The 18,005-nt window shown below is 73.5% G+C and carries 15 protein-coding genes and 1 riboswitch; of the genes, 6 read left to right on the forward strand and 9 right to left on the reverse strand.

What is annotated here, in order from left to right:
• Positions 1-2: 2 nt before the first annotated feature.
• Positions 3-1,334 (reverse strand): aminotransferase class I/II-fold pyridoxal phosphate-dependent enzyme, encoded by a 1,332-nt coding sequence (locus tag IE330_RS08325; RefSeq protein ID WP_190135227.1) that lies wholly within the window; start codon positions 1,332-1,334, stop codon positions 3-5.
• A 103-nt stretch (positions 1,335-1,437) separates the two neighbouring features.
• Between IE330_RS08325 and IE330_RS08330 the strand changes: the two genes are divergently transcribed.
• Positions 1,438-2,142, forward strand: coding sequence for a pyridoxamine 5'-phosphate oxidase family protein (locus IE330_RS08330; protein WP_190135228.1), 705 nt, complete (start codon positions 1,438-1,440; stop codon positions 2,140-2,142).
• Positions 2,143-2,154: 12 nt separating this feature from the next.
• Here IE330_RS08330 and IE330_RS08335 read toward each other — a convergent pair whose 3' ends face one another.
• The 3 genes from IE330_RS08335 to IE330_RS08345 all read right to left on the reverse strand — a co-directional run bounded on the left by IE330_RS08335 (position 2,155) and on the right by IE330_RS08345 (position 5,316).
• Entirely contained in the window at positions 2,155-3,141 is a 987-nt protein-coding gene (locus IE330_RS08335) for a DMT family transporter (protein ID WP_190135256.1), read from the reverse strand.
• A gap of 469 nt (positions 3,142-3,610) precedes the next feature.
• Positions 3,611-4,633: an EamA family transporter gene (locus IE330_RS08340; protein WP_373314595.1), complete on the reverse strand. Its 1,023-nt coding sequence runs from the start codon at positions 4,631-4,633 to the stop codon at positions 3,611-3,613.
• A gap of 140 nt (positions 4,634-4,773) precedes the next feature.
• On the reverse strand, positions 4,774-5,316 hold the full coding sequence (locus tag IE330_RS08345; protein WP_190135230.1) for a Clp protease N-terminal domain-containing protein: 543 nt from the start codon (positions 5,314-5,316) through the stop codon (positions 4,774-4,776).
• A gap of 199 nt (positions 5,317-5,515) precedes the next feature.
• On the opposite strand from IE330_RS08345, the gene IE330_RS08350 reads away from it, so the two are divergent.
• Complete coding sequence (locus tag IE330_RS08350; RefSeq protein WP_190135231.1) at positions 5,516-5,716, forward strand: hypothetical protein; 201 nt, start codon at positions 5,516-5,518, stop codon at positions 5,714-5,716.
• 21 nt (positions 5,717-5,737) lie between these two features.
• Here the strand turns inward: IE330_RS08350 and IE330_RS08355 are convergent, their stop codons facing one another.
• Together IE330_RS08355 and IE330_RS08360 are read right to left on the reverse strand one after the other, a co-directional pair.
• Positions 5,738-6,544 (reverse strand): putative protein N(5)-glutamine methyltransferase, encoded by an 807-nt coding sequence (locus IE330_RS08355; protein ID WP_190135232.1) that lies wholly within the window; start codon positions 6,542-6,544, stop codon positions 5,738-5,740.
• Between the two features lie 366 nt (positions 6,545-6,910).
• The gene (locus tag IE330_RS08360) at positions 6,911-7,543 is read right to left on the reverse strand and encodes a PadR family transcriptional regulator (RefSeq protein ID WP_190135233.1); all 633 of its coding nucleotides are present in this window, start codon (positions 7,541-7,543) and stop codon (positions 6,911-6,913) included.
• Positions 7,544-7,893: 350 nt separating this feature from the next.
• Between IE330_RS08360 and IE330_RS08365 the strand changes: the two genes are divergently transcribed.
• Positions 7,894-8,721, forward strand: coding sequence for a PhzF family phenazine biosynthesis protein (locus IE330_RS08365; protein ID WP_190135234.1), 828 nt, complete (start codon positions 7,894-7,896; stop codon positions 8,719-8,721).
• A 114-nt stretch (positions 8,722-8,835) separates the two neighbouring features.
• Here the strand turns inward: IE330_RS08365 and IE330_RS08370 are convergent, their stop codons facing one another.
• Together IE330_RS08370 and IE330_RS08375 are read right to left on the reverse strand one after the other, a co-directional pair.
• Positions 8,836-9,636 carry a CPBP family intramembrane glutamic endopeptidase gene (locus tag IE330_RS08370; RefSeq protein ID WP_190135235.1) on the reverse strand — a complete coding sequence of 267 codons (801 nt, stop codon included), beginning with the start codon at positions 9,634-9,636 and terminating at the stop codon, positions 8,836-8,838.
• Between the two features lie 257 nt (positions 9,637-9,893).
• Complete coding sequence (locus IE330_RS08375) at positions 9,894-11,411, reverse strand: glutamate-cysteine ligase family protein (RefSeq protein ID WP_190135236.1); 1,518 nt, start codon at positions 11,409-11,411, stop codon at positions 9,894-9,896.
• A 497-nt stretch (positions 11,412-11,908) separates the two neighbouring features.
• Between IE330_RS08375 and IE330_RS08380 the strand changes: the two genes are divergently transcribed.
• Together IE330_RS08380 and IE330_RS08385 are read left to right on the forward strand one after the other, a co-directional pair.
• Complete coding sequence (locus tag IE330_RS08380) at positions 11,909-12,490, forward strand: hypothetical protein (RefSeq protein WP_190135237.1); 582 nt, start codon at positions 11,909-11,911, stop codon at positions 12,488-12,490.
• A gap of 321 nt (positions 12,491-12,811) precedes the next feature.
• Complete coding sequence (locus tag IE330_RS08385) at positions 12,812-13,018, forward strand: DUF5999 family protein (RefSeq protein WP_190135238.1); 207 nt, start codon at positions 12,812-12,814, stop codon at positions 13,016-13,018.
• Between the two features lie 236 nt (positions 13,019-13,254).
• On the opposite strand, the gene gcvP is transcribed toward IE330_RS08385, so the two are convergent.
• Complete coding sequence (gcvP, locus tag IE330_RS08390; protein ID WP_190135239.1) at positions 13,255-16,143, reverse strand: aminomethyl-transferring glycine dehydrogenase; 2,889 nt, start codon at positions 16,141-16,143, stop codon at positions 13,255-13,257.
• A 187-nt stretch (positions 16,144-16,330) separates the two neighbouring features.
• A riboswitch (glycine riboswitch) is annotated at positions 16,331-16,429 on the reverse strand.
• A 318-nt stretch (positions 16,430-16,747) separates the two neighbouring features.
• Here gcvP and IE330_RS08395 point away from each other — a divergent pair.
• The gene (locus IE330_RS08395; protein ID WP_190135240.1) at positions 16,748-17,122 is read left to right on the forward strand and encodes a PRC-barrel domain-containing protein; all 375 of its coding nucleotides are present in this window, start codon (positions 16,748-16,750) and stop codon (positions 17,120-17,122) included.
• Positions 17,123-18,005 lie beyond the last annotated feature (883 nt).

Below are 18,005 nucleotides of genomic sequence, written 5' to 3' on the forward strand. Positions count from 1 at the left end.
GCTCAGCCGTAGCGCCGCGCGGGCACGGGCACGGTGGCCGCCGCCACGGCGTCGGCCACCGCCTCGATGTCGTCGCCGGTGAGCGTCGAGACGGTGATGCGCACCCCGGGCGGCGCGTCGAGCCGGAACCGCGCCCCCGGGGCGACGGCCCAGCCCGCGTGCAGCATCCGCGCCACCACGCCGGTCTCCTCCGGCACCGGCACCCACACGTTCATGCCGCTGCGCCCCTGAGCGGCGACACCGCGCCCGGCGAGGGCCGCGAGCAGCGCGTCGCGCCTGCGCCCGTACGCGGCGGACACCTCCCGCGCGTCCACGGCGCCGCCCTGCCACAGGTGCAGCACCGCCCGCTGGAGCACCTTGCTGACCCAGCCGGGGCCGAGCCGCAGCCGGCCCTGCACCCGGTCGACGGTCTCCGCGTCCCCGCTGAGCACCGCCAGCCGCAGGTCGGGACCGTACGCCTTGGCCGTGGAGCGCACGAAGGCCCAGCTCCGCGTGGCGCCGGTGAGCGTGTGCAGCGGCAGGTCGACGATGCCGTGCCCGTGGTCGTCCTCGATGACCAGCGTCTCCTGGTACGCGGCCAGGACGTCCCGCAGGGCACGCGCGCGTGCGGCGCCGACGGCGGCCCCGGTCGGGTTCTGGGCGCGGGCCGTGACGACGAGCGCGCGCGCCCCGGCGCGCAGCGCCCGCTCCACCTCGCCGGGCAGCGGCCCCTCGTCGTCGACGCCGACCGGCACCGGCCGCAGGCCGAGCGCGGGCACGAGGTCCAGCACGCTGCCCCAGCCGGGGTCCTCCACCGCCACGGCGTCACCGATCCTCAGGCGCGCGGCGAGCACCCGCTCGATCGCGTCGAGCGCCCCGGAGGTGACGGCGAGCGGGCCGTCCGGCACGCCGTCGGCGTCCAGCATCCCGCGCGCGCAGCGGCTCAACTCCGCCTCCACGGGCGCCTCCCCGTACAGGTCAGGGTGGGTGTCCGCGTGCCGCGCCGCCACCGCGAAGGCCTCGGCGAGGGGCGGCAGCAGGGCCGTGTCGGGGTTGCCGCCGGCGACGTCCCGCACACCCGGCGGCACGACGAGGCGGCTGTACTCGCGCGCCGTGGTCGCGGGCCTGCTCCGCACCCGGCTGCCGCGCCGCCCGGCCGTCTCGATGACGCCGCGCTCGCGCAGCGCCCGGTAGGCGGCCGCCACGGTGTTCGGGTTGACGCCCAACTGCCGGGCCAACTCCCGCATCGGGGGGAGGAGTTGCCCCGGTTCGAGGTCGCCGTGGCCGACCGCGCGCTCGACACTCGCGGCGATCTCGGCTGCGCCCCGCCCGACGATCGGATATTCTCCTAGCACAAAGCACAGTATGCACTAGTGCAATGAATGAGGCAAAGCGGGGGCACGCGGCCGCCGCGGGACGACGCGCGCACCCCCGCGCGCGGCAGGTGAGGGAGAAGGCATGGAGACGACGACGCAGCCCGCCACGCCGGACGGTGCCGCCTACGCGGCGACCGACCGGACGGTCCCCACGCGGGCCCGCGAACGCGCCACGTACGACCGCGCGGCGGTGCACGCCATACTCGACGAGGCCTACGTCTGCCATCTGGGCTTCGTGCGCGACGGCGCCCCGGTCGTCCTGCCGACGCTGTTCGGCCGGGTCGGCGAGCGGCTCTACGTGCACGGCTCGACCGGGTCCCGGCCGCTGCGGATGGCGGGGTCGGCCCGGGGCGACGAGCGGGCCGACCCCGGCCTTCCGGTGTGCCTGACGGTCACGCACGTGGACGGCATCGTCCTGGCGCGCTCCGCCTTCCACCACTCGCTCAACTACCGCTCCGTGGTGGTGCACGGCATCGCGCGCCAGGTCACGGACCCGGACGAGAAGCGGACCGCGCTCGACGCGCTCGTGGACCACGTGGTGCCCGGCCGCTCCGCCGACTCGCGCCCCGCGAACGCCAAGGAGCTGGCCGCGACCGCCGTGCTCCGCCTGGACCTCGACGAGGTGTCCGCGAAGATGCGCACGGGCGGCCCGAACGACGACCCGGAGGACATGGACCTGCCGTACTGGTCGGGGGTGGTGCCGCTGCGCAAGGGCTACGACCCGCTCGTCCCCTCCCCCGACCTGGCACCCGGCATCGAGGTCCCCGGCTATCTGAGGGACCTCTGAGGACCGGCCTTCCTACGCGGCCCCCTCCTGACGCGCCCGTGCCGCCGCCCGCGCCTCCGCGGCGGCCAGGCCCGTGACGGCCGCGAGCATCAGGAGGGTGCCCGCCACGGTGGCGGCGTTCAGCTCCTCACCGAGCGCGGTGACGGCGATGACGGTCGCGCTCACCGGCTCCAGGAGCATGATCACGGAGACGGTGGCGGAGCGGACGACGGCCGCCCCCGCGAAGTAGAGCGCGTACGCGAGGGCCGTCGGCACCGCAGCGATGTACAGCAGGCAGCCGAGCACCCGGGCGGGCTCGGCCGTGTGCGGCACCAGGCCCTCGGCGGCGGCGAACGGCAGCAGGCACAGGGACACCACGGCGAACGACCAGACCGTCGTGCTGGACGCGTCGGTTCCGCCGGCGCGCCCCCACCAGCGGGTGAGCAGCGTCATGACGGCGTACCCGGCGGCCGAGGCGAGCGCGAAGGCCACGCCCCAGGGCCGCACGGCCGCATCGCCGCCGCCCGCGAAGAGGACGCCGAGCCCGGCGAGCGCGCCGCCGACCGCGCACAGGCCGCCGAGGCCGAGCCGCTCCCCCAGGACGAGCCGGGCGCCGAGGGCGATGAGCACGGGCCCGGCGCCGAGCGTGACGACGGTGCCGACGGCGAGGCCGGTGGCCTCCACGGCGGCGAAGTACGCGGTCTGAAACACGGTGAGGGCGAGGCCGATCGCGGTGATCCGCCCCGCCCTGCGGCGCAGCAGCCCGCGCGCGGCCGTTCGGGCGCCGCCGCGCGGGCGCACCAGGCGCGCGGCGAGCAGCAGCAGGAACCCTCCGGCGCAGCGCCAGAAGGACAGGGCGACGGGCCCCATGTCGCCGGCCGAGAAGACCAGCGAGGCGGCGGCGCCGGCGGTGCCCCAGGCGGCTCCGGCGACGCTCAGGTAGACGAGGCCGCGCCCGAGGGACAGGCGGGGCAGGGCCGTGGTGACGGCGGGGGTCGCGTCCGTGGACGCGGAGGACAAGCTGGACACGCTCGACACGTGGATTCTCCGCAGAAGGTCGTGAAGGAGACCGCGTCACGGCCGGGCGCGCCGACGAGGGGCACCGGGTGCCCCACGCTCGGACAATCCCCGTTCGGGAAGGCCCCGTTCGGGAAGGCCCCGTTCGGGAAGGCCCCGTTCACGTACGAGAACAAGGGCACGTACGAGAGGAAGGGCTTCCCTACGCAGGGACCGGCTCGGAGAACCGCCCGCTCGGAGTGGGCTCGCGAAGCCGCCCGCTCAGGGGTCAGCTCGGAAAACCGCCCGCTCAGGGGTGGGCTCGCGAAGTCGCCCGCTCAAGGGGCGCACGGCCGTGAAGACGCAGGTCCTGGACTGTCGTCCGCGGGCAGCACCGTCCGCCCGGCGGCGAGGCCGGGCGCGATCCGGGTGAAGCCCGCCCTAGGCGGCCGGAGGCGGAAGGACGAGTGCTCGTGCGTGCATGATCGGCACCCTATGCGGCGGTTCCGCTCGGGGACAACCTCTGTTCGGATTCCGGGACGGCGTTCGCGCCGTCGCCCGGTGGCGGCTCGGGGGACGACGACTGGGCGATGAACGCGCCCACGAGGACGAGCGAGCCGCCCACGAGCTGCGGCGCCGAGAGCCGCTCCCCCAGCACGACCCAGGCGAGCACCGTGGCGAGGACCGCTTCGAGGCACGCCACCACGCCCGCGACCTGCGGCGAGAGGCGGCGTACGGACAGCACCCCGGTGACGTACGCGACGACGGTGGCGATCAGGACGATCCAGCAGAGGAGCGCCCACGCGGGCACGCGCGAGCCGTCCATGGCGGCGGACCGCGCGAGCACGCCCCAGTCCATGCCCCAGGGCCGCGCGACCACGGTGAGCACCGCCGTGCCGACGAGCAGTCCGTACGCGATGACGCCGAGCGGGTCGGGCGCGTCGTCCCCGGCGTCGCCGCCCTGGTCGGACAGGACGAAGTAGCCGACCTGGCAGCAGGCGGCGCCGAGCGCGAGCAGCAGCCCGACGGCGTCGAAGCTCAGCCCGGCCCAGACCTCCACGACGCAGGCGAGGCCGCCGACGGCCAGCACCACGCCGAGCGCGGCCGCCCGGGTCACGGGCCTGCGCTGCACGAACCGCACCCAGCCGAGGACGAGCGCGGGCGCGAGGTACTCCACGAGCAGCGCCACGCCGACCGGAATCCGGGAGATAGAGGCGAAGTAGCAGGCCTGGACACCGGCGACGGCCAGCAGCCCGAACCCGGCGAGCAGCGCGGGCCTGCGCCGTACGAGCGCCCGGTGCCGCCAGGCCACGGGCAGCATCACGAGCGCGGCGCCCGCGACGCGCAGCCACACCACGTGCAGCGGGTCGAGGCCCGCCTCGATCAGCGGCTTCGCCGCGACGCCGGAGCCGCCGAAGGCGAACGCCGACACCAGGGCCAGGCCGAGCCCGAGCCCTCTGCCGCGCTCCGCCCGCCCCGCCCCGTCACACTTCTCCTGAGACCCTCGCACCGGCACATGATGCCAGCCGACGTCATGACCGTCACCCCTGTTGACCACTGTCTCAACCGGCGGACGCGGGCGGGCCCTTCGGCACCGGACCACCGCCCGACCCGCACCGACCCCGCGGGCTTACGGCACTCACCCTCGGCGCCCGGTCAACGGCTCGGCTCGCACCCCACGTCGGCACCGCTGTCGAGCCGGGTGAGCAGCGCGTCGAGGTCGACGCCCGCGTGCCGCAGCACCTCGGCGGCCCGGCTCTCCCCGTCGGCGGCGAGGGCGGCGAGCAGGTCGAGGCCGCCGGGCAGGGTCGCGCCGCGCAGCACGGCCCGGACGCGGGCGGCCTCCATGGCCCCGGCGGCCGCGGGCGAGAGCGCCGCCTCCTTGGCCGTGGCCAGGACGGGTACGGCGCCGGAGTCCTCGACGCTGCTCCGCCACTGGAGCCCGTACCCGATGCTGCGTTGCACGAGGTAGCCGAGCAGGCGCGCGAGCTGGGGCCCGCCGTCGAAGACGGCCCGCACCTGGGGCTCGTACTCGATCAGCGAGTGCAGCAGGTGCGCCGTGTCGACCTGCCGGTCCCCGTCGCGCACCGCACGCCGGCGCGCGCCGGCCACGACCGAGGCCAGCGCCGCGCTCGGGCCGGTGTCGATGTCTGCCCGGGTCGGGCCGGGCTCTGCGCCCTGGGGGGTACGGCTTTGCACACTCACACCCCATCAGTCCCCCGCGGGTTCCGGCATCGGCGGCGGGGAGCATTTCCGCGTCCCACACAGGGTGGGCACACGCGGGTGGGTTGTCCTCCTTACGGATGACTTCCGGCCGTTTTCGCTGGTGGGAGCGCGCGCCGCCGTGCTTCGCGCCGGGTGCGCAACCATCGTGCCCCGGCGCTCGTCCGTGAGGGGCATGGAGAGCGGGTGCTGGTTGGTCACTCTGCCGGCGACCGACGGACGACTGTACGTGTACCGGGTGTACGCGCCCGCGGACGCCCTGCCCGCCGACCTGTTCTGGGACGCCTGGCACTGCCACGACGAGGGTCCGTTCCCCCGCGCCCCCGACCTCTTCGACGCCGCGGTGATACGGCGCGTCGGCCGGGCGCCGCGCTGAGTCCGCACCGGGCGGCCTTTGTCATGCGTCGGCGCGCTCTCCCACCACCACCGTCGCGTACAGCTCCTCGTCGGTGACGACGCGCGGCGCGAGCCCCGCGTCCGTGACGGCCGCGACCGCCGCGGGCACCTGCCGCTCGCTCGTCTCGAAGAGCAGCAGGCCCCCGGGCGCCAGCCACCGCGGCGCGTCCGCGGTCACCCGCCGCAGCACGTCGAGCCCGTCCGCGCCGCCGTCGAGCGCGACGCGCGCCTCGTGGTCGCGGGCCTCGGCGGGCAGCAGCGCGACCTCGCCGGACGGGACGTAGGGCACGTTGGCGAGCAGGACGTCGGTCCGCCCGCGCAGCGCCGCGGGCAGCGCCGCGTACAGATCGCCCTCGTGGACATGGCCCCCGAGCGGGCCCACGTTACGGCGGGCACAGGCGACGGCGGCCGGGTCGATGTCGGCGGCGTGCAGTTCGGCGCGGCCGAGGGCCGTGGTGAGCGCGGCGCCCAGGGCGCCCGACCCGCAGCACAGGTCCACGACGACGGCACCGGGTGCCGCGAGCGCGGCCGCCTCGCGGACGAGGGCCTCGGTGCGACGGCGCGGCACGAAGACGCCGGGGTCGACGGCGACGCGCAGCCCCGCGAACTCGGCCCAGCCCAGGACGTGTTCCAGCGGCAGCCCACTCGCCCGCCGGACCACCAGGGCATCGAGTTCCGCGGGCGTCGCCGCGGCGGCCACCAGCAGGTCCGCCTCCTCCTCCGCGAACACGCAGCCCGCGGCGCGCAGCCGCGCCACCGCGTCCGCGTAAGCCGGGCGGTCGACGTCGGGCCGGACGGATGGCGGCATGCGGGGGCCTTTCAGCGGGACGGGCAGGACGGGCAGCACTCCTAGTACGAGTGGTGACGAGCAGTACCAGCAGTACGGAAAGGGAGTTCAGTAGTACGGAGAGGGGGCCGGGCCCGCGGTGCGGCGGGCAGAGAACCACCCTATCCGGCACCCGGCGGCGCCATGTGGGCCGTCCCACCCGCCACGGACACGGCGGCCGTGCCCTTCCGCACCGTCGCCGCGCGCGACATGAAGGGGCGCTTCTCATGGGCCACTCCCGTACGGGGAGGGCAACGGCCCCGCCCGGACGGCGCGGTGCCCCGCACAGGGTGTGCGGGGCACCAGGACGGCCGCGCTCCGGATACGGGCGGCGCGGCCCGCGGCACCTCAGTCCTCATCGGCGAGGATCAGGTACAGCTTCTTGCGGGCGTCGTTGATGACGGTCAGCGCCTTGTCGCGCTGCTCCTTGGAGCCGGTCTTCCAGACCTGGCCGAACGCCTCCATCAGGCCGAAGCCGGCCTGCCGGATCTCGCTGAGGGCCTCCCAGTCGGCGCCTCGCCCGGAGTCCTCCCAGGGCGCCTCGGGCCCCTCGTCCGCCGCCGCGCGGCCGGAGTCGGTGAGCGAGAAGAGCTTCTTGCCGCCCTCGCTCGCGCTGGCGATCAGACCCTCGTCCTCCAGGAGCTGGAGGGTCGGGTAGACGGAGCCGGGGCTGGGCTTCCACGCCCCGCCGCTGCGCTCGGCGATCTCCTGGATCATCTCGTAGCCGTGCATCGGCCGGTCCTTGAGCAGCGCCAGGATGGACGCGCGGACGTCGCCGCGCCGGGCCCGGCCGCGCGGACCGCGCCCGCCGCCGCGCCCGCCCCAGGGGCCGGGGCCGCCGAAGCCGGGCCCGAAGGGGCCGAACGCCGCACGCCGCCCCTCGAAGCCGCCCCGGCCCTCGGGCCCGGGTCCGTGGGGTCCGCGGCCGCGGCCCCGCCTGTGCTCGTGCTCGTAACCGTGTTCATAACCGTGGGAACGCATGTCGGTCAGTCCTTTCCTCGTTCCATGGTGTCGCCGCGAACGGTCGCGGCGCCTGATCGGTGACCACGCCCCTGATCGGCGGCTTCGCCGCCAGGAACCGCGTCGGTCACATCGCCGACCACCGACTCGCCGTGCCGTGCGGCGCCGCCGTCGAGCAGCGCCACCGCCGGCAGTGACATCGTTGATCAGTCGCGATGCCTCAACGATATATCGGAACAGTACGTACGACAAGGCCTGAGCCGCCAAGCAGCGAAAAAGAAGCCACCGAGCCAGGCGACCTCACCAACTAAGGCCAGTCATGCCGGATTGGCCTTGGCAAGACGCCCTGGTGGCTCCCTAGGGTCGTCCTCATGACCACATCCCCACGGACACGCATCCGTGTCGTCGACGCCTTCGCCGAGCGCCCCTTCACCGGGAACCCGGCCGGAGTGCTGCTCCTCGACGCGTTCCCGGACGACGACTGGCTCCAGCGGGTGGCCGCCGAGGTGAACCATGCGGAGACCGCCTTCGCCCACCCGCTGCCCGCGGGCGGCACGGCCGACTGGGCACTGCGCTGGTTCACGCCCGCCACCGAGGTCGACCTGTGCGGCCACGCCACGCTGGCCACCGCGCACGTCCTGCGCTCCACCGGCGCCGCGGCCGGTCCGGTGCGGTTCGCCACCCGGTCCGGGGTGCTCACCGCCACCGCCCACCCGGACGGCTCCGTCACGCTCGACTTCCCGACGGCGCCGCTCACCCCCGCCGCCGTCCCGGACGGCGTGGCCGAGGCCCTGGGCGCCGAGCCGCTGTCGGCGTACGACACCGGGCCGCACCTCGGCGACCTGCTGGTCGAGCTGGCCGACGAGCGGACCGTGCGCGCGCTCACGCCGGACCACAAGGCCCTGGTCGCGCAGTCGGAGCGCGGCATCATCGCGACGGCCCGGGCGGAGGACCCCGCGCGCGGGTACGACTTCGTCTCGCGCGGCTTCTTCCCGCGCGTCGGCATCGACGAGGACCCGGTCACGGGCAGCGCGCACACCGCCCTCGCGCCGTTCTGGTCCGAACGCCTGGGCCGCGCCGACCTCACCGGCCTCCAGGCCTCGGCCCGCTCCGGCCTGGTCCGCACCGGCCTGCGCGGCGACCGCACCCTGCTGACGGGCCGCGCGGTCACCGTCATCGAGGGGGACCTGCTGGCCTGACCCGCGCACGGCCCCCGCCGCAGCGGCTTCCCCCGCGCCGGCACGAGCGGCCCCCATCGCAGCGGCTCCCCCTGCCCCGGCACGTGCGGCCCCCGCCGCAGCGGCTTCCCCGCGTCACGCGGTGGGCAGCCACCCGACCTTGCCCGCGAGCAGCCCGTAGCCCACGAAGGCGCCGATGTCGAGCAGCGAGTGGGCCACCACCAGCGGCCCGACCCGGCCCCAGCGCCGGTAGAGCAGCACGAACACCACGCCCATCGCCATGTTCCCGATGAACCCGCCGATGCCCTGGTACAGGTGGTACGACCCGCGCAGCACCGAGCTCGCCGCCAGCGCGGCCGTCGGCGTCCACCCGAGCTGGCCGAGCCTGCGCAGCAGATAGCCGACGACGAGCACTTCCTCAAGGACCGCGTTCTGCAGCGCCGACAGGACGAGCACCGGGTACTTCCACCACACGTCCGGGAGGTTCTCCGGGACCACCGTGAGGTTGAAGCCGAGGCCGCGGGCCGCCAGGTAGAAGGCGATGCCCGTCGACCCGATGACGGCGGCGACCGCGGCCCCGCGGCCGAGGTCCGGCCACGGCCGCGTCCGGTCGAAGCCGACGGCCCGCAGCCCCGAGCCCTCGCGCAGCAGGAAGTGCGCGACCAGCACGACGGGCACCAGCGCGGTCGCGATGCCGAAGAGCTGCCACGCCAGGTCGAGCCAGGGCCGCCCCGGCGCCGCCGAGGTGTTCATCCGGGCGGCCTGTTCGTCCAGGCCGCCCGGCCTGGTGACCGACCCGATGAAGCTGATCAACGACGACACCCCGCTCGCACCCAGCGACAGCGCGAGCACCAGCAGCGTCTCGTGGCCGAGGAACCGTCGCGAGAGCCTCGTCTCGGGAAGGACACCGGCCGTCGGCCCCGGCTCCGCTCGCACTGCTGCCTCCACTGGCGTGTTCCGCCTCGTCGCTCGCGTGCCGCCCGCGCCGCCGTCGTCCCGGGGCGGCGGGCGCACCTGGGTCGTCACAGCTTGCCCGATGCCTCCGGCGGGCAGTCGGCCGACCCGCGCTCACGCCGTCACGCACACGCCCGGGATGTGGTCCCGCGCCCCGCGGTCCGTGCCGTACGCCTTCACGTACGGGGCGCCGTCACACACGCAGCGCCGGTTCCGGCAGCCCCACGTACGGCACACCCTCACACACGCAACGCCGGTTCCGGCAGCCCCACCGGCCAGGTGTGCACCGGCTCCCCGGCGTGCATCAACGCGCTGTACCGGCGCGTGGTGGCGGCGAGCGCCGCCTCGCGCTCCAGGCCGCGCTCCAGTGCCCGGTGGTACGTCGCCGCCTGCCAGGACGCGCCGTTCACGCGCCGCCTGCACCGCTCGTCGATCACGCCCAGGTACAGGTCGCGGTCGGCGGGCTCCACGCCCCAGGCGTCGAGTCCGGCCGCGGCCAGCGGCAGCAGCTCGTCGCGCACCAGGTCGACGGCCGCCACCTCCGCGAGCCCGCCGTGCCGGCCGCGCCGCGGCCACTCCAGGCGGGCGTCGATGCCGTAGCGGCAGGCGGTGTCGAAGTTCCGGGCCGCCACCTCGAAGGGCAGCCGGGTCCACACCGGCCGCGTCTCCTCGGCCAGCGCGCGCACCAGGCCGTAGTAGAAGGCGGCGTTGGCGATGACGTCGGTGACGGTGGGGCCCGCGGGCAGGACGCGGTTCTCCACGCGCAGGTGCGGCACGCCGTCGGCGATGCCGTACACCGGCCGGTTCCAGCGGTACACCGTACCGTTGAGCAGCGTCAGTTCGGCCAGCCGCGGCACCCCACCCTCGTCGAGCACGCGCTGCGGGTCCTCGTCCTCGCACAGCGGGATCAGCGCGGGGAAGTACCGCAGGTTCTCCTCGAACAGGTCGTACGCGCTGGTGATCCAGCGCTCGCCGAACCAACTGCGGGGCCGCACCCCCTGCGCCTGGAGCTCGGGCGGCCGCGTGTCCGTGGACTGCAGGAACAGCGGCGGCCGCGACTCCCGCCACAGCTCGCGCCCGAACAGGAACGGCGCGTTGGCGCCCACCGCCACCTGCGCGGCCGCGATCGCCTCCGCGGCGTTCCAGACGTCGGCGAACTTCCCCGGTGTGACCTGGAGGTGGAGCTGGACCGACGTGCACGCCGCCTCGGGAGCGATGGACGCCGACGAACACCGCAGCCGCTCCACGCCCTCGATGTCGAGCGCGAAGTGCTCCCCGCGGGCCGCCACCATCTGGTCGTTGAGCAGGGCGTAGCGGTCGTCGTCGGAGAGGTTCGCGGACACCAGGTCGGCCCGGCTCAAGGTCGGCAGAATACCGATCATCACGATGCCCGCGTCCACCTCGGCCGCTTTCCTGTGGGCATAGGAGAGACCCGTGCGCAGCTCCTCGGCGAGCTGGTCGAGAACACGGCCGCCGAGACGGTGCGGGGCGATGTTCACTTCCAGGTTGAACATTCCGAGTTCGGTCTGGAAATCGCGGCTCGCGATACGCTCGAGAACTTCTGCATTCATCATTCTCGGGGTGCCGTCGGGTCCCGTCAGATTCAGCTCTATCTCGAGGCCCAGCAGATTCTTGGGCCGGTCGAAGCGCCGCTCGTCGAGCATCCGCCCGAGCGCGTCGAGACACTGCTGGTGCTTGATCCGGTACAACTGGCGATCGGACAGGTCGTACGACCCCGCCTCGACCTTCTCCCCCATCGGAGCGTCCCTCCTCGCCTGGGCAGCACACAGCCCGGCCGCTGTGTACGGGGGATGATGCCCCGCCGTTGTGATCCATAACGCCCCGGCGGAGCCGCCCGCCCGGTAGGCTACGGAAAGGTGACGCGCGGCACATTCGCCGGGCATGCCGCACTGTGCAGATTCAATGCCTCCGGTTGTGGTCAAAAATACCGACGAGAACCGGCCGACCGCACCGGCGAGAAACCCCGAGGTCAATCGTCCGGAACGGTTTGCGAATCAGGAGAAATCTCCCATAAGCGCGACCGGATGAAGCCTTGACCGGCATATGGGGAACGGCTAGCGGAAACTCTTCCTGAACACTTGTCGTATAAACTCCCTGGTTGAGGCAGAGAGTTGGCGCTCGCGGTCCCCCGCCCCCCGGGTCCCCTGCCCCCGCCCCCTCTGACCCCGAGCAGACAGCGCTGTCCGCACCTGCCCCCGCCCCGCCGTGCCTGTCGAATGAGAGGCGACCCACCATGCCGCTGCATGTCCCCCCGGCTCCCGCCCCAGCTCTGCGCAGCGTCCTCACGGCCCTCGGTTCCCCCACCGCCGTCCGTGAGGCCCGCACCCCGTCCCTGCGTGCCGCCCAGGGCCCCGCCCGCCCCGAAACCCCGCTTCCGCTCCACGAGTTGGTCCACACGGCGGCGCCCGCCGCGGCCACGAAGCTCACCGGGTGGCGGTTCCTGATCCGCTCCGGCGAGCGCGCGGTGGCGGCGGCGGACACGATGCTCACGCCGGACGGCTGGGCGTTCTCGCACTTCTGCGAAGGCCCGTACATCACCTCCACCGAGCGGGCGCTGCTGCACGCCGAGGCCCTGCCGCAGGCCTACCAGCCGCGGCTCCTGTCGGTGCCGGAGCTCTACATGCTCACCCTGTGGCTGCACGCCGACTGCACGACGGACGGCGCGAGCGGCCCGCTCGACCCCGCGGACGTGCTGGTGCCGCTCGCCCCCGCGCCCCCCGGCATCGCCGCCCACCGCCCGCACCGCGCCACCGACCTGCTGCCGGTACTCACCCACCGCCTGACCCCGGCCCCGCTGCTCACCTCACCCGCCTGACCACCCGCACCCGCCCGCCCACGTGCCCCGCCGCCCCCGGCCGCGGGGCACGGTGCTGCCCGGAATGCCCATCCGGACTAGCCCACTTCGGCCACGCCGAACCACCCGAAGGGACAGGGGAGTTGGACTGAACCGTCCGCGCGGGTGATACGTCCTTAAGCAGTAGGAAACCGGTGCCGCAAAATCCCTGCGGAATCACGCCCGTGGGGCAACACTGGACGGGACCGACTCGACCAACGGGGGAACGGGGGCGGCATGACCACCACATCAAGCCGTAGCACGGACGCGACCACCACCACTTCGCAGCGAAAGAACCCTCCCATGTGCCAGCACCAGCCACCCTGCCCGACAGCCGAATCCGCCGACCGGGAGGCCGCGTCGCTCGTGGCGCACCACCCGGAGCAGGGCTGGAGTCTGCTGTGCAACGGCGTCCTGCTCTTCGAGGACACCGGTGAGCTGCTGCCGAACGGCGAGATCATCGCGCCGCACCGGCCGCTGGGCACGAGCCAGGTGATGACGGCCGCCTGAGCCGTCGGCACGAGCACACGACCGACGGAACAGCGCCTTCGCACCGAACCGGCACCTCACCGGACCGCTGCGAAACCCGAAAGGGCCGGCCCGGAGCACTTCTCCCGAAGTCTCCGAACCGGCCCTGACTTGTGCGCGCCCCGCCCGGCCACCGTCACCCCGGACCCGGCAGGCGCCCCTCACCGACGGCCGACGCCCCGGCCCCGGCGGATTCCCGTGGCCCCGGCGAGGCGTCCTCAGTCCTCGTACGCGTCCAGCGGCGGGCAGGAGCAGACCAGGTTGCGGTCGCCGTACGCCTGGTCGATGCGGCGCACCGGCGGCCAGTACTTGTCCGCCGCGGACACCCCGGCCGGGAAGACGGCCTCGGCACGGCTGTAGCCGTGCTCCCAGTCACCACCGAGCGCGGCCGCGGTGTGCGGCGCGTTCCGCAGCGGGTTGTCCTCCGCGGCCCACTCGCCGCTCGCGACCTTCTCGATCTCCCCGCGGATGGCGATCATCGCCTCGCAGAAGCGGTCCAGCTCGACCAGGTCCTCGCTCTCCGTCGGCTCGATCATCAGCGTGCCGGCGACCGGGAAGGACATGGTCGGCGCGTGGAAGCCGTAGTCGATGAGGCGCTTGGCGATGTCGTCGACGCTGACGCCCGTGGCCTTGCTCAGCGGCCGCAGGTCGATGATGCACTCGTGCGCGACGAGCCCGCCGGGACCGGTGTAGAGCACCGGGTAGTGCGGCTCCAGGCGCTTGGCGATGTAGTTCGCCGACAGGACCGCCACCTGCGTGGCCCGCTTGAGGCCCTCGCCGCCCATGAGCCGGACGTACGCCCAGGAGATCGGCAGGATCCCGGCCGAGCCCCACGGCGCGGCGGAGACCGGGCCGACGCCGGTCTTGGGTCCCGCGGCGGGCTGCAGCGGGTGGTTGGGCAGGTACGGCGCGAGGTGCTCCCGCACGGCGACCGGGCCGACGCCGGGGCCGCCGCCGCCGTGCGGGATGCAGAAGGTCTTGTGCAGGTTCAGGTGCGAGACGTCGCCGCCGAAGTGGCCCGGCTTGGCGAGCCCCACCAGCGCGTTGAGGTTGGCGCCGTCGACGTACACCTGGCCACCCGCGTCGTGCACGGCCGCGCAGATGTCGGCGACGTGCTCCTCGAACACGCCGTGCGTGGACGGGTAGGTGATCATGAGCACGGCGAGCTGGTCGCGGTGCTGCTCTATCTTCGCCCGCAGGTCCTCGACGTCGATCTCACCGTCGTCGGCGGTCTTCACGACGACGACCTTCATCCCGGCCATCACGGCGCTCGCGGCGTTGGTGCCGTGCGCGGACGACGGGATCAGGCAGACGGTGCGCTGCTCGTCGCCGTTGGCCCGGTGGTAGCCGCGCACCGCGAGCAGACCGGCCAGCTCGCCCTGGGAACCGGCGTTCGGCTGGAGCGAGACCTTGTCGTAGCCGGTGACCTCGGCGAGACGTTCCTCCAGCTCGCGGATGAGGGTCAGGTAGCCCTGCGCCTGCTGGGCGGGCGCGAAGGGGTGCAGTTGCCCGAACTCCGGCCAGGTGACGGCTTCCATCTCCGTGGTCGCGTTGAGCTTCATCGTGCAGGAACCCAGCGGGATCATGCCGCGGTCGAGCGCGTAGTCGCGGTCGGCGAGCCGGCGCAGGTAGCGCAGCATCGAGGTCTCGGAGCGGTACTGGTGGAAGACCGGGTGGGTCAGGTACTCGTCCGAGCGCAGCAGTTCCGCGGGCAGCGCGTCCTCGGTCCCGGCGTCCAGCGCCTCGACGTCGGCCTCGACGCCGAACGCCGACCACAGCGCGGCGAGCTGCGCGCGCGTGGTGGTCTCGTCACAGGCGAACGACACGTGGTCGGCGTCGACCTGGTGGATGTTGACCCCGCGCTCGCGCGCCGCCGCCACCACGTCGGCGGCCTTGCCGGGCACCCGCGCGGTCAGCGTGTCGAAGTACGCGCCGTGCACGATCTCGACCCCGCCGGCCGTCAGACCCGCGGCGAGCAGCGTGGCGTACCGGTGGGTGCGGCGCGCGATGGCCCGCAGGCCCTCGGGGCCGTGGTAGACGGCGTACATCCCGGCCATGACGGCGAGCAGCACCTGCGCGGTACAGATGTTGCTGGTCGCCTTCTCGCGGCGGATGTGCTGCTCACGGGTCTGCAGCGCCAGACGGTAGGCCTTGTTGCCGTCGGCGTCGACGGAGACGCCGACGAGGCGACCGGGCAGGTTGCGGGCGAACTTCTCGTGCACCGCCATGTAGCCGGCGTGCGGCCCGCCGAAGCCCATGGGCACGCCGAAGCGCTGCGTCGTGCCGACGGCGATGTCGGCGCCGAGCTCACCGGGCGAGGTGAGCAGCGTGAGCGCGAGCAGGTCGGCGGCGACGGTGACGATCGCGCCGCGCTCGTGGGCCTGCTCGATGACCGGCTTGATGTCGCGGACGGCACCGGAGGCGCCCGGGTACTGGATCAGCACACCGTTGATCTCACGCCCGTCGAGCTCCGCGGGCAGGCCGTCGGTCAGGTCCGCGACGACGACCTCGACACCAGTGGGTTCGGCCCGGGTCCGGATCACGGCGACGGTCTGCGGCAGCGCGTCGGCGTCGACGACGAACACGCCGTTCTTGACCTTGCCGACGCGGCGCGACAGCGCCATGGCCTCGGCGGCCGCGGTGCCCTCGTCCAGCAGGGAGGCGCCCGAGGTGGGCAGGCCGGTCAGGTCGGCGACGACGGTCTGGAAGTTGAGCAGCGCCTCCAGACGGCCCTGCGAGATCTCCGGCTGGTAGGGCGTGTACGCCGTGTACCAGGACGGGTTCTCCATCACGTTCCGCAGGATGACCGGCGGCGTGAACGTCCCGTAGTAGCCGAGCCCGATCATCGGGTCGAGGACCTGGTTGCGGTCCGCCAGCGCACGCAGCTCGGCCAGCACCTCGGCCTCGGAGCGGGCGCCGGGAAGCTGAAGATCCTCGGCGTTCTTGATCACATCCGGCACGGCGGCCGCGGTGAGCTCGTCGAGGGAGCCGTACCCGACCTGGGCGAGCATCTTGGCACGCGCCTCGGCGTCGGGGCCGATGTGCCGCTGCTCGAAGGGGATGCCCTGTTCGAGTTGCGAAAGCGGGGTGCGAGGAGTGGCGGTCATGGCGGAGGCCTCCTGGTCTGGCACGACCTGCGAGGGGTACCACGGCGCGGGTACCCGTACGGCCTCCCCCTCTGTCATCTCAACCTGAGAGCTTCACAGGCCCGCCCAGGGCGGCCCTGCTTGCACCGTCGGTGAGGAAGGGATTCGAACGTGCCCGCCCGACGCCCGCCCTGCTTTCCAGAGTGGCCTCATCCGTGCGGTACAGGGGCCTGAGAGATTCCGGGGAGGAGTTGCTCCTTCGGCGCTCCCCGGTGCTGCCACCGAAGAGCTCTCCCGCACGGGGTCAACAGCCGCTTGCCAGCCTACCAGCGAGGTCCACACCCGATCCCTCGAGTGGCCGCCCGCCCCGAAGTGCTCTTTCGTAGTGATGACGACGTGATACGACAGCACGGACAAGCACTGGTAACCAACGGTAAACACCGTAGGCACTACCAAACAGCGCTTAGCAGCACCAAGCACTGTGAAGTACCGCTAAGCATGGGTAAGGGCTACTAATCGCTACTAAGCACTGACAAGCACTGCTAAGCACGGCTAAGCACCGACAAGTGACATCAACCTCCGACGAGCGAAAACCGGTCAGCCCGGCTGAGCAATGGGAGGGAACGTGCAGACAGATATCGATCCCCGCAATCTGATCGGCCGCAAGGCGTTCGACCGCGACGGCAACAGGATCGGCACGGTCGACGAGATCTACCTCGACGACGCGACCGGCGCCCCGGAGTGGGCCGCCATACGCACCGGCCTGTTCAGCCGGGACGCGTTCGTCCCGCTGGAGGCCAGCGAGCTGGTCAAGGACGGCACCCTCCGCGTCCCCTTCGACCGCGCCCTGATCAGGGACGCCCCGGACTTCGGCGTCGGCCGCCACCTCTCCCCGGAGCAGGAACTCCAGCTCTACCGCCACTACGGCCTGGACGTGGCCCCCGCCCCGCCTTTCCCCGACCACGACTTCGGCTCCACCACCGAGGACAGCAGCACCTGAGCGCCTGATCCGCCTGAACCTGCCGGGCCCCGCTTGGCTGGGCCCTCGCCCGACTGGCCTCGTCCGACCGGCTTCGTCCGGCTGGACCGGCCCGGCCCGCCTGGCTGGGCCCTCGCCCGACCAGCCCCTGCCCTCGTCCGACGGACAGCCTCTGCAGGTGCTCCCCGGGGGTGCCGGTCTGCCTGTCCTCCCTAGGGGCTGCCGGGCTTCGCTACGCCCGCCGGGCCTTGCCACACCTGCCGTCACCACCGCTGCCGGTGCCCACCAGGCCTTCCGGTGTCCGCCGCGCCTGCCGGTCGTCTCCGTCCGTGCCTGCCGGTGCCCACCTTGCCGTGCCTACCGGGCCACACCTCCCGGTGCACCCGCCTCGCGCCCACGTCACTCCTGCCGACGCGACCTCTGCCGGTCCTCCCGAGCTCACTGTCTCCCGCCCCTGCTGGGCCTCCGAGCGACCGGCGCCCCTCCTTGCCCTGCCGGTCTTCCTTGCACCTCCTGGTGCACCCCTGACCCCCGCGCCAGTCCATCCCGCCTCGGCCCCTCACGCCTCTTCCCCAGCCGCACGCGAACGTGCACTCAGCACTAGCAGGCCCCGCCGCTTTACCTCGCGCCCGCCGCACCCCCCACGCCTCACCACTCCTGCCGCGCTCGCCACTGCCCTCACCCCGGCCAGTCCTCCTCGTGCCTGTGCCCCCCCCTCTGGCACTGTCGACCCCGCCAGCGCCGGTCGTACGCGGACGTGCACACACACTCCGGCCGCCCTCCATTGCACGCCCGCTGGCCCCTTGCTGAGCGATCTGGTCGCCCCCGACACCGTGGAAACCAAGGCACGGCACCCAACCGAAAGCACCTACCCATCCCCGCCGCAGCCACGCCCTACTCCCAC

Origin of the sequence: Streptomyces longispororuber (assembly GCF_014656095.1) — a bacterium.
GTDB classification, from domain to species: Bacteria; Actinomycetota; Actinomycetes; order Streptomycetales; family Streptomycetaceae; genus Streptomyces; species Streptomyces longispororuber.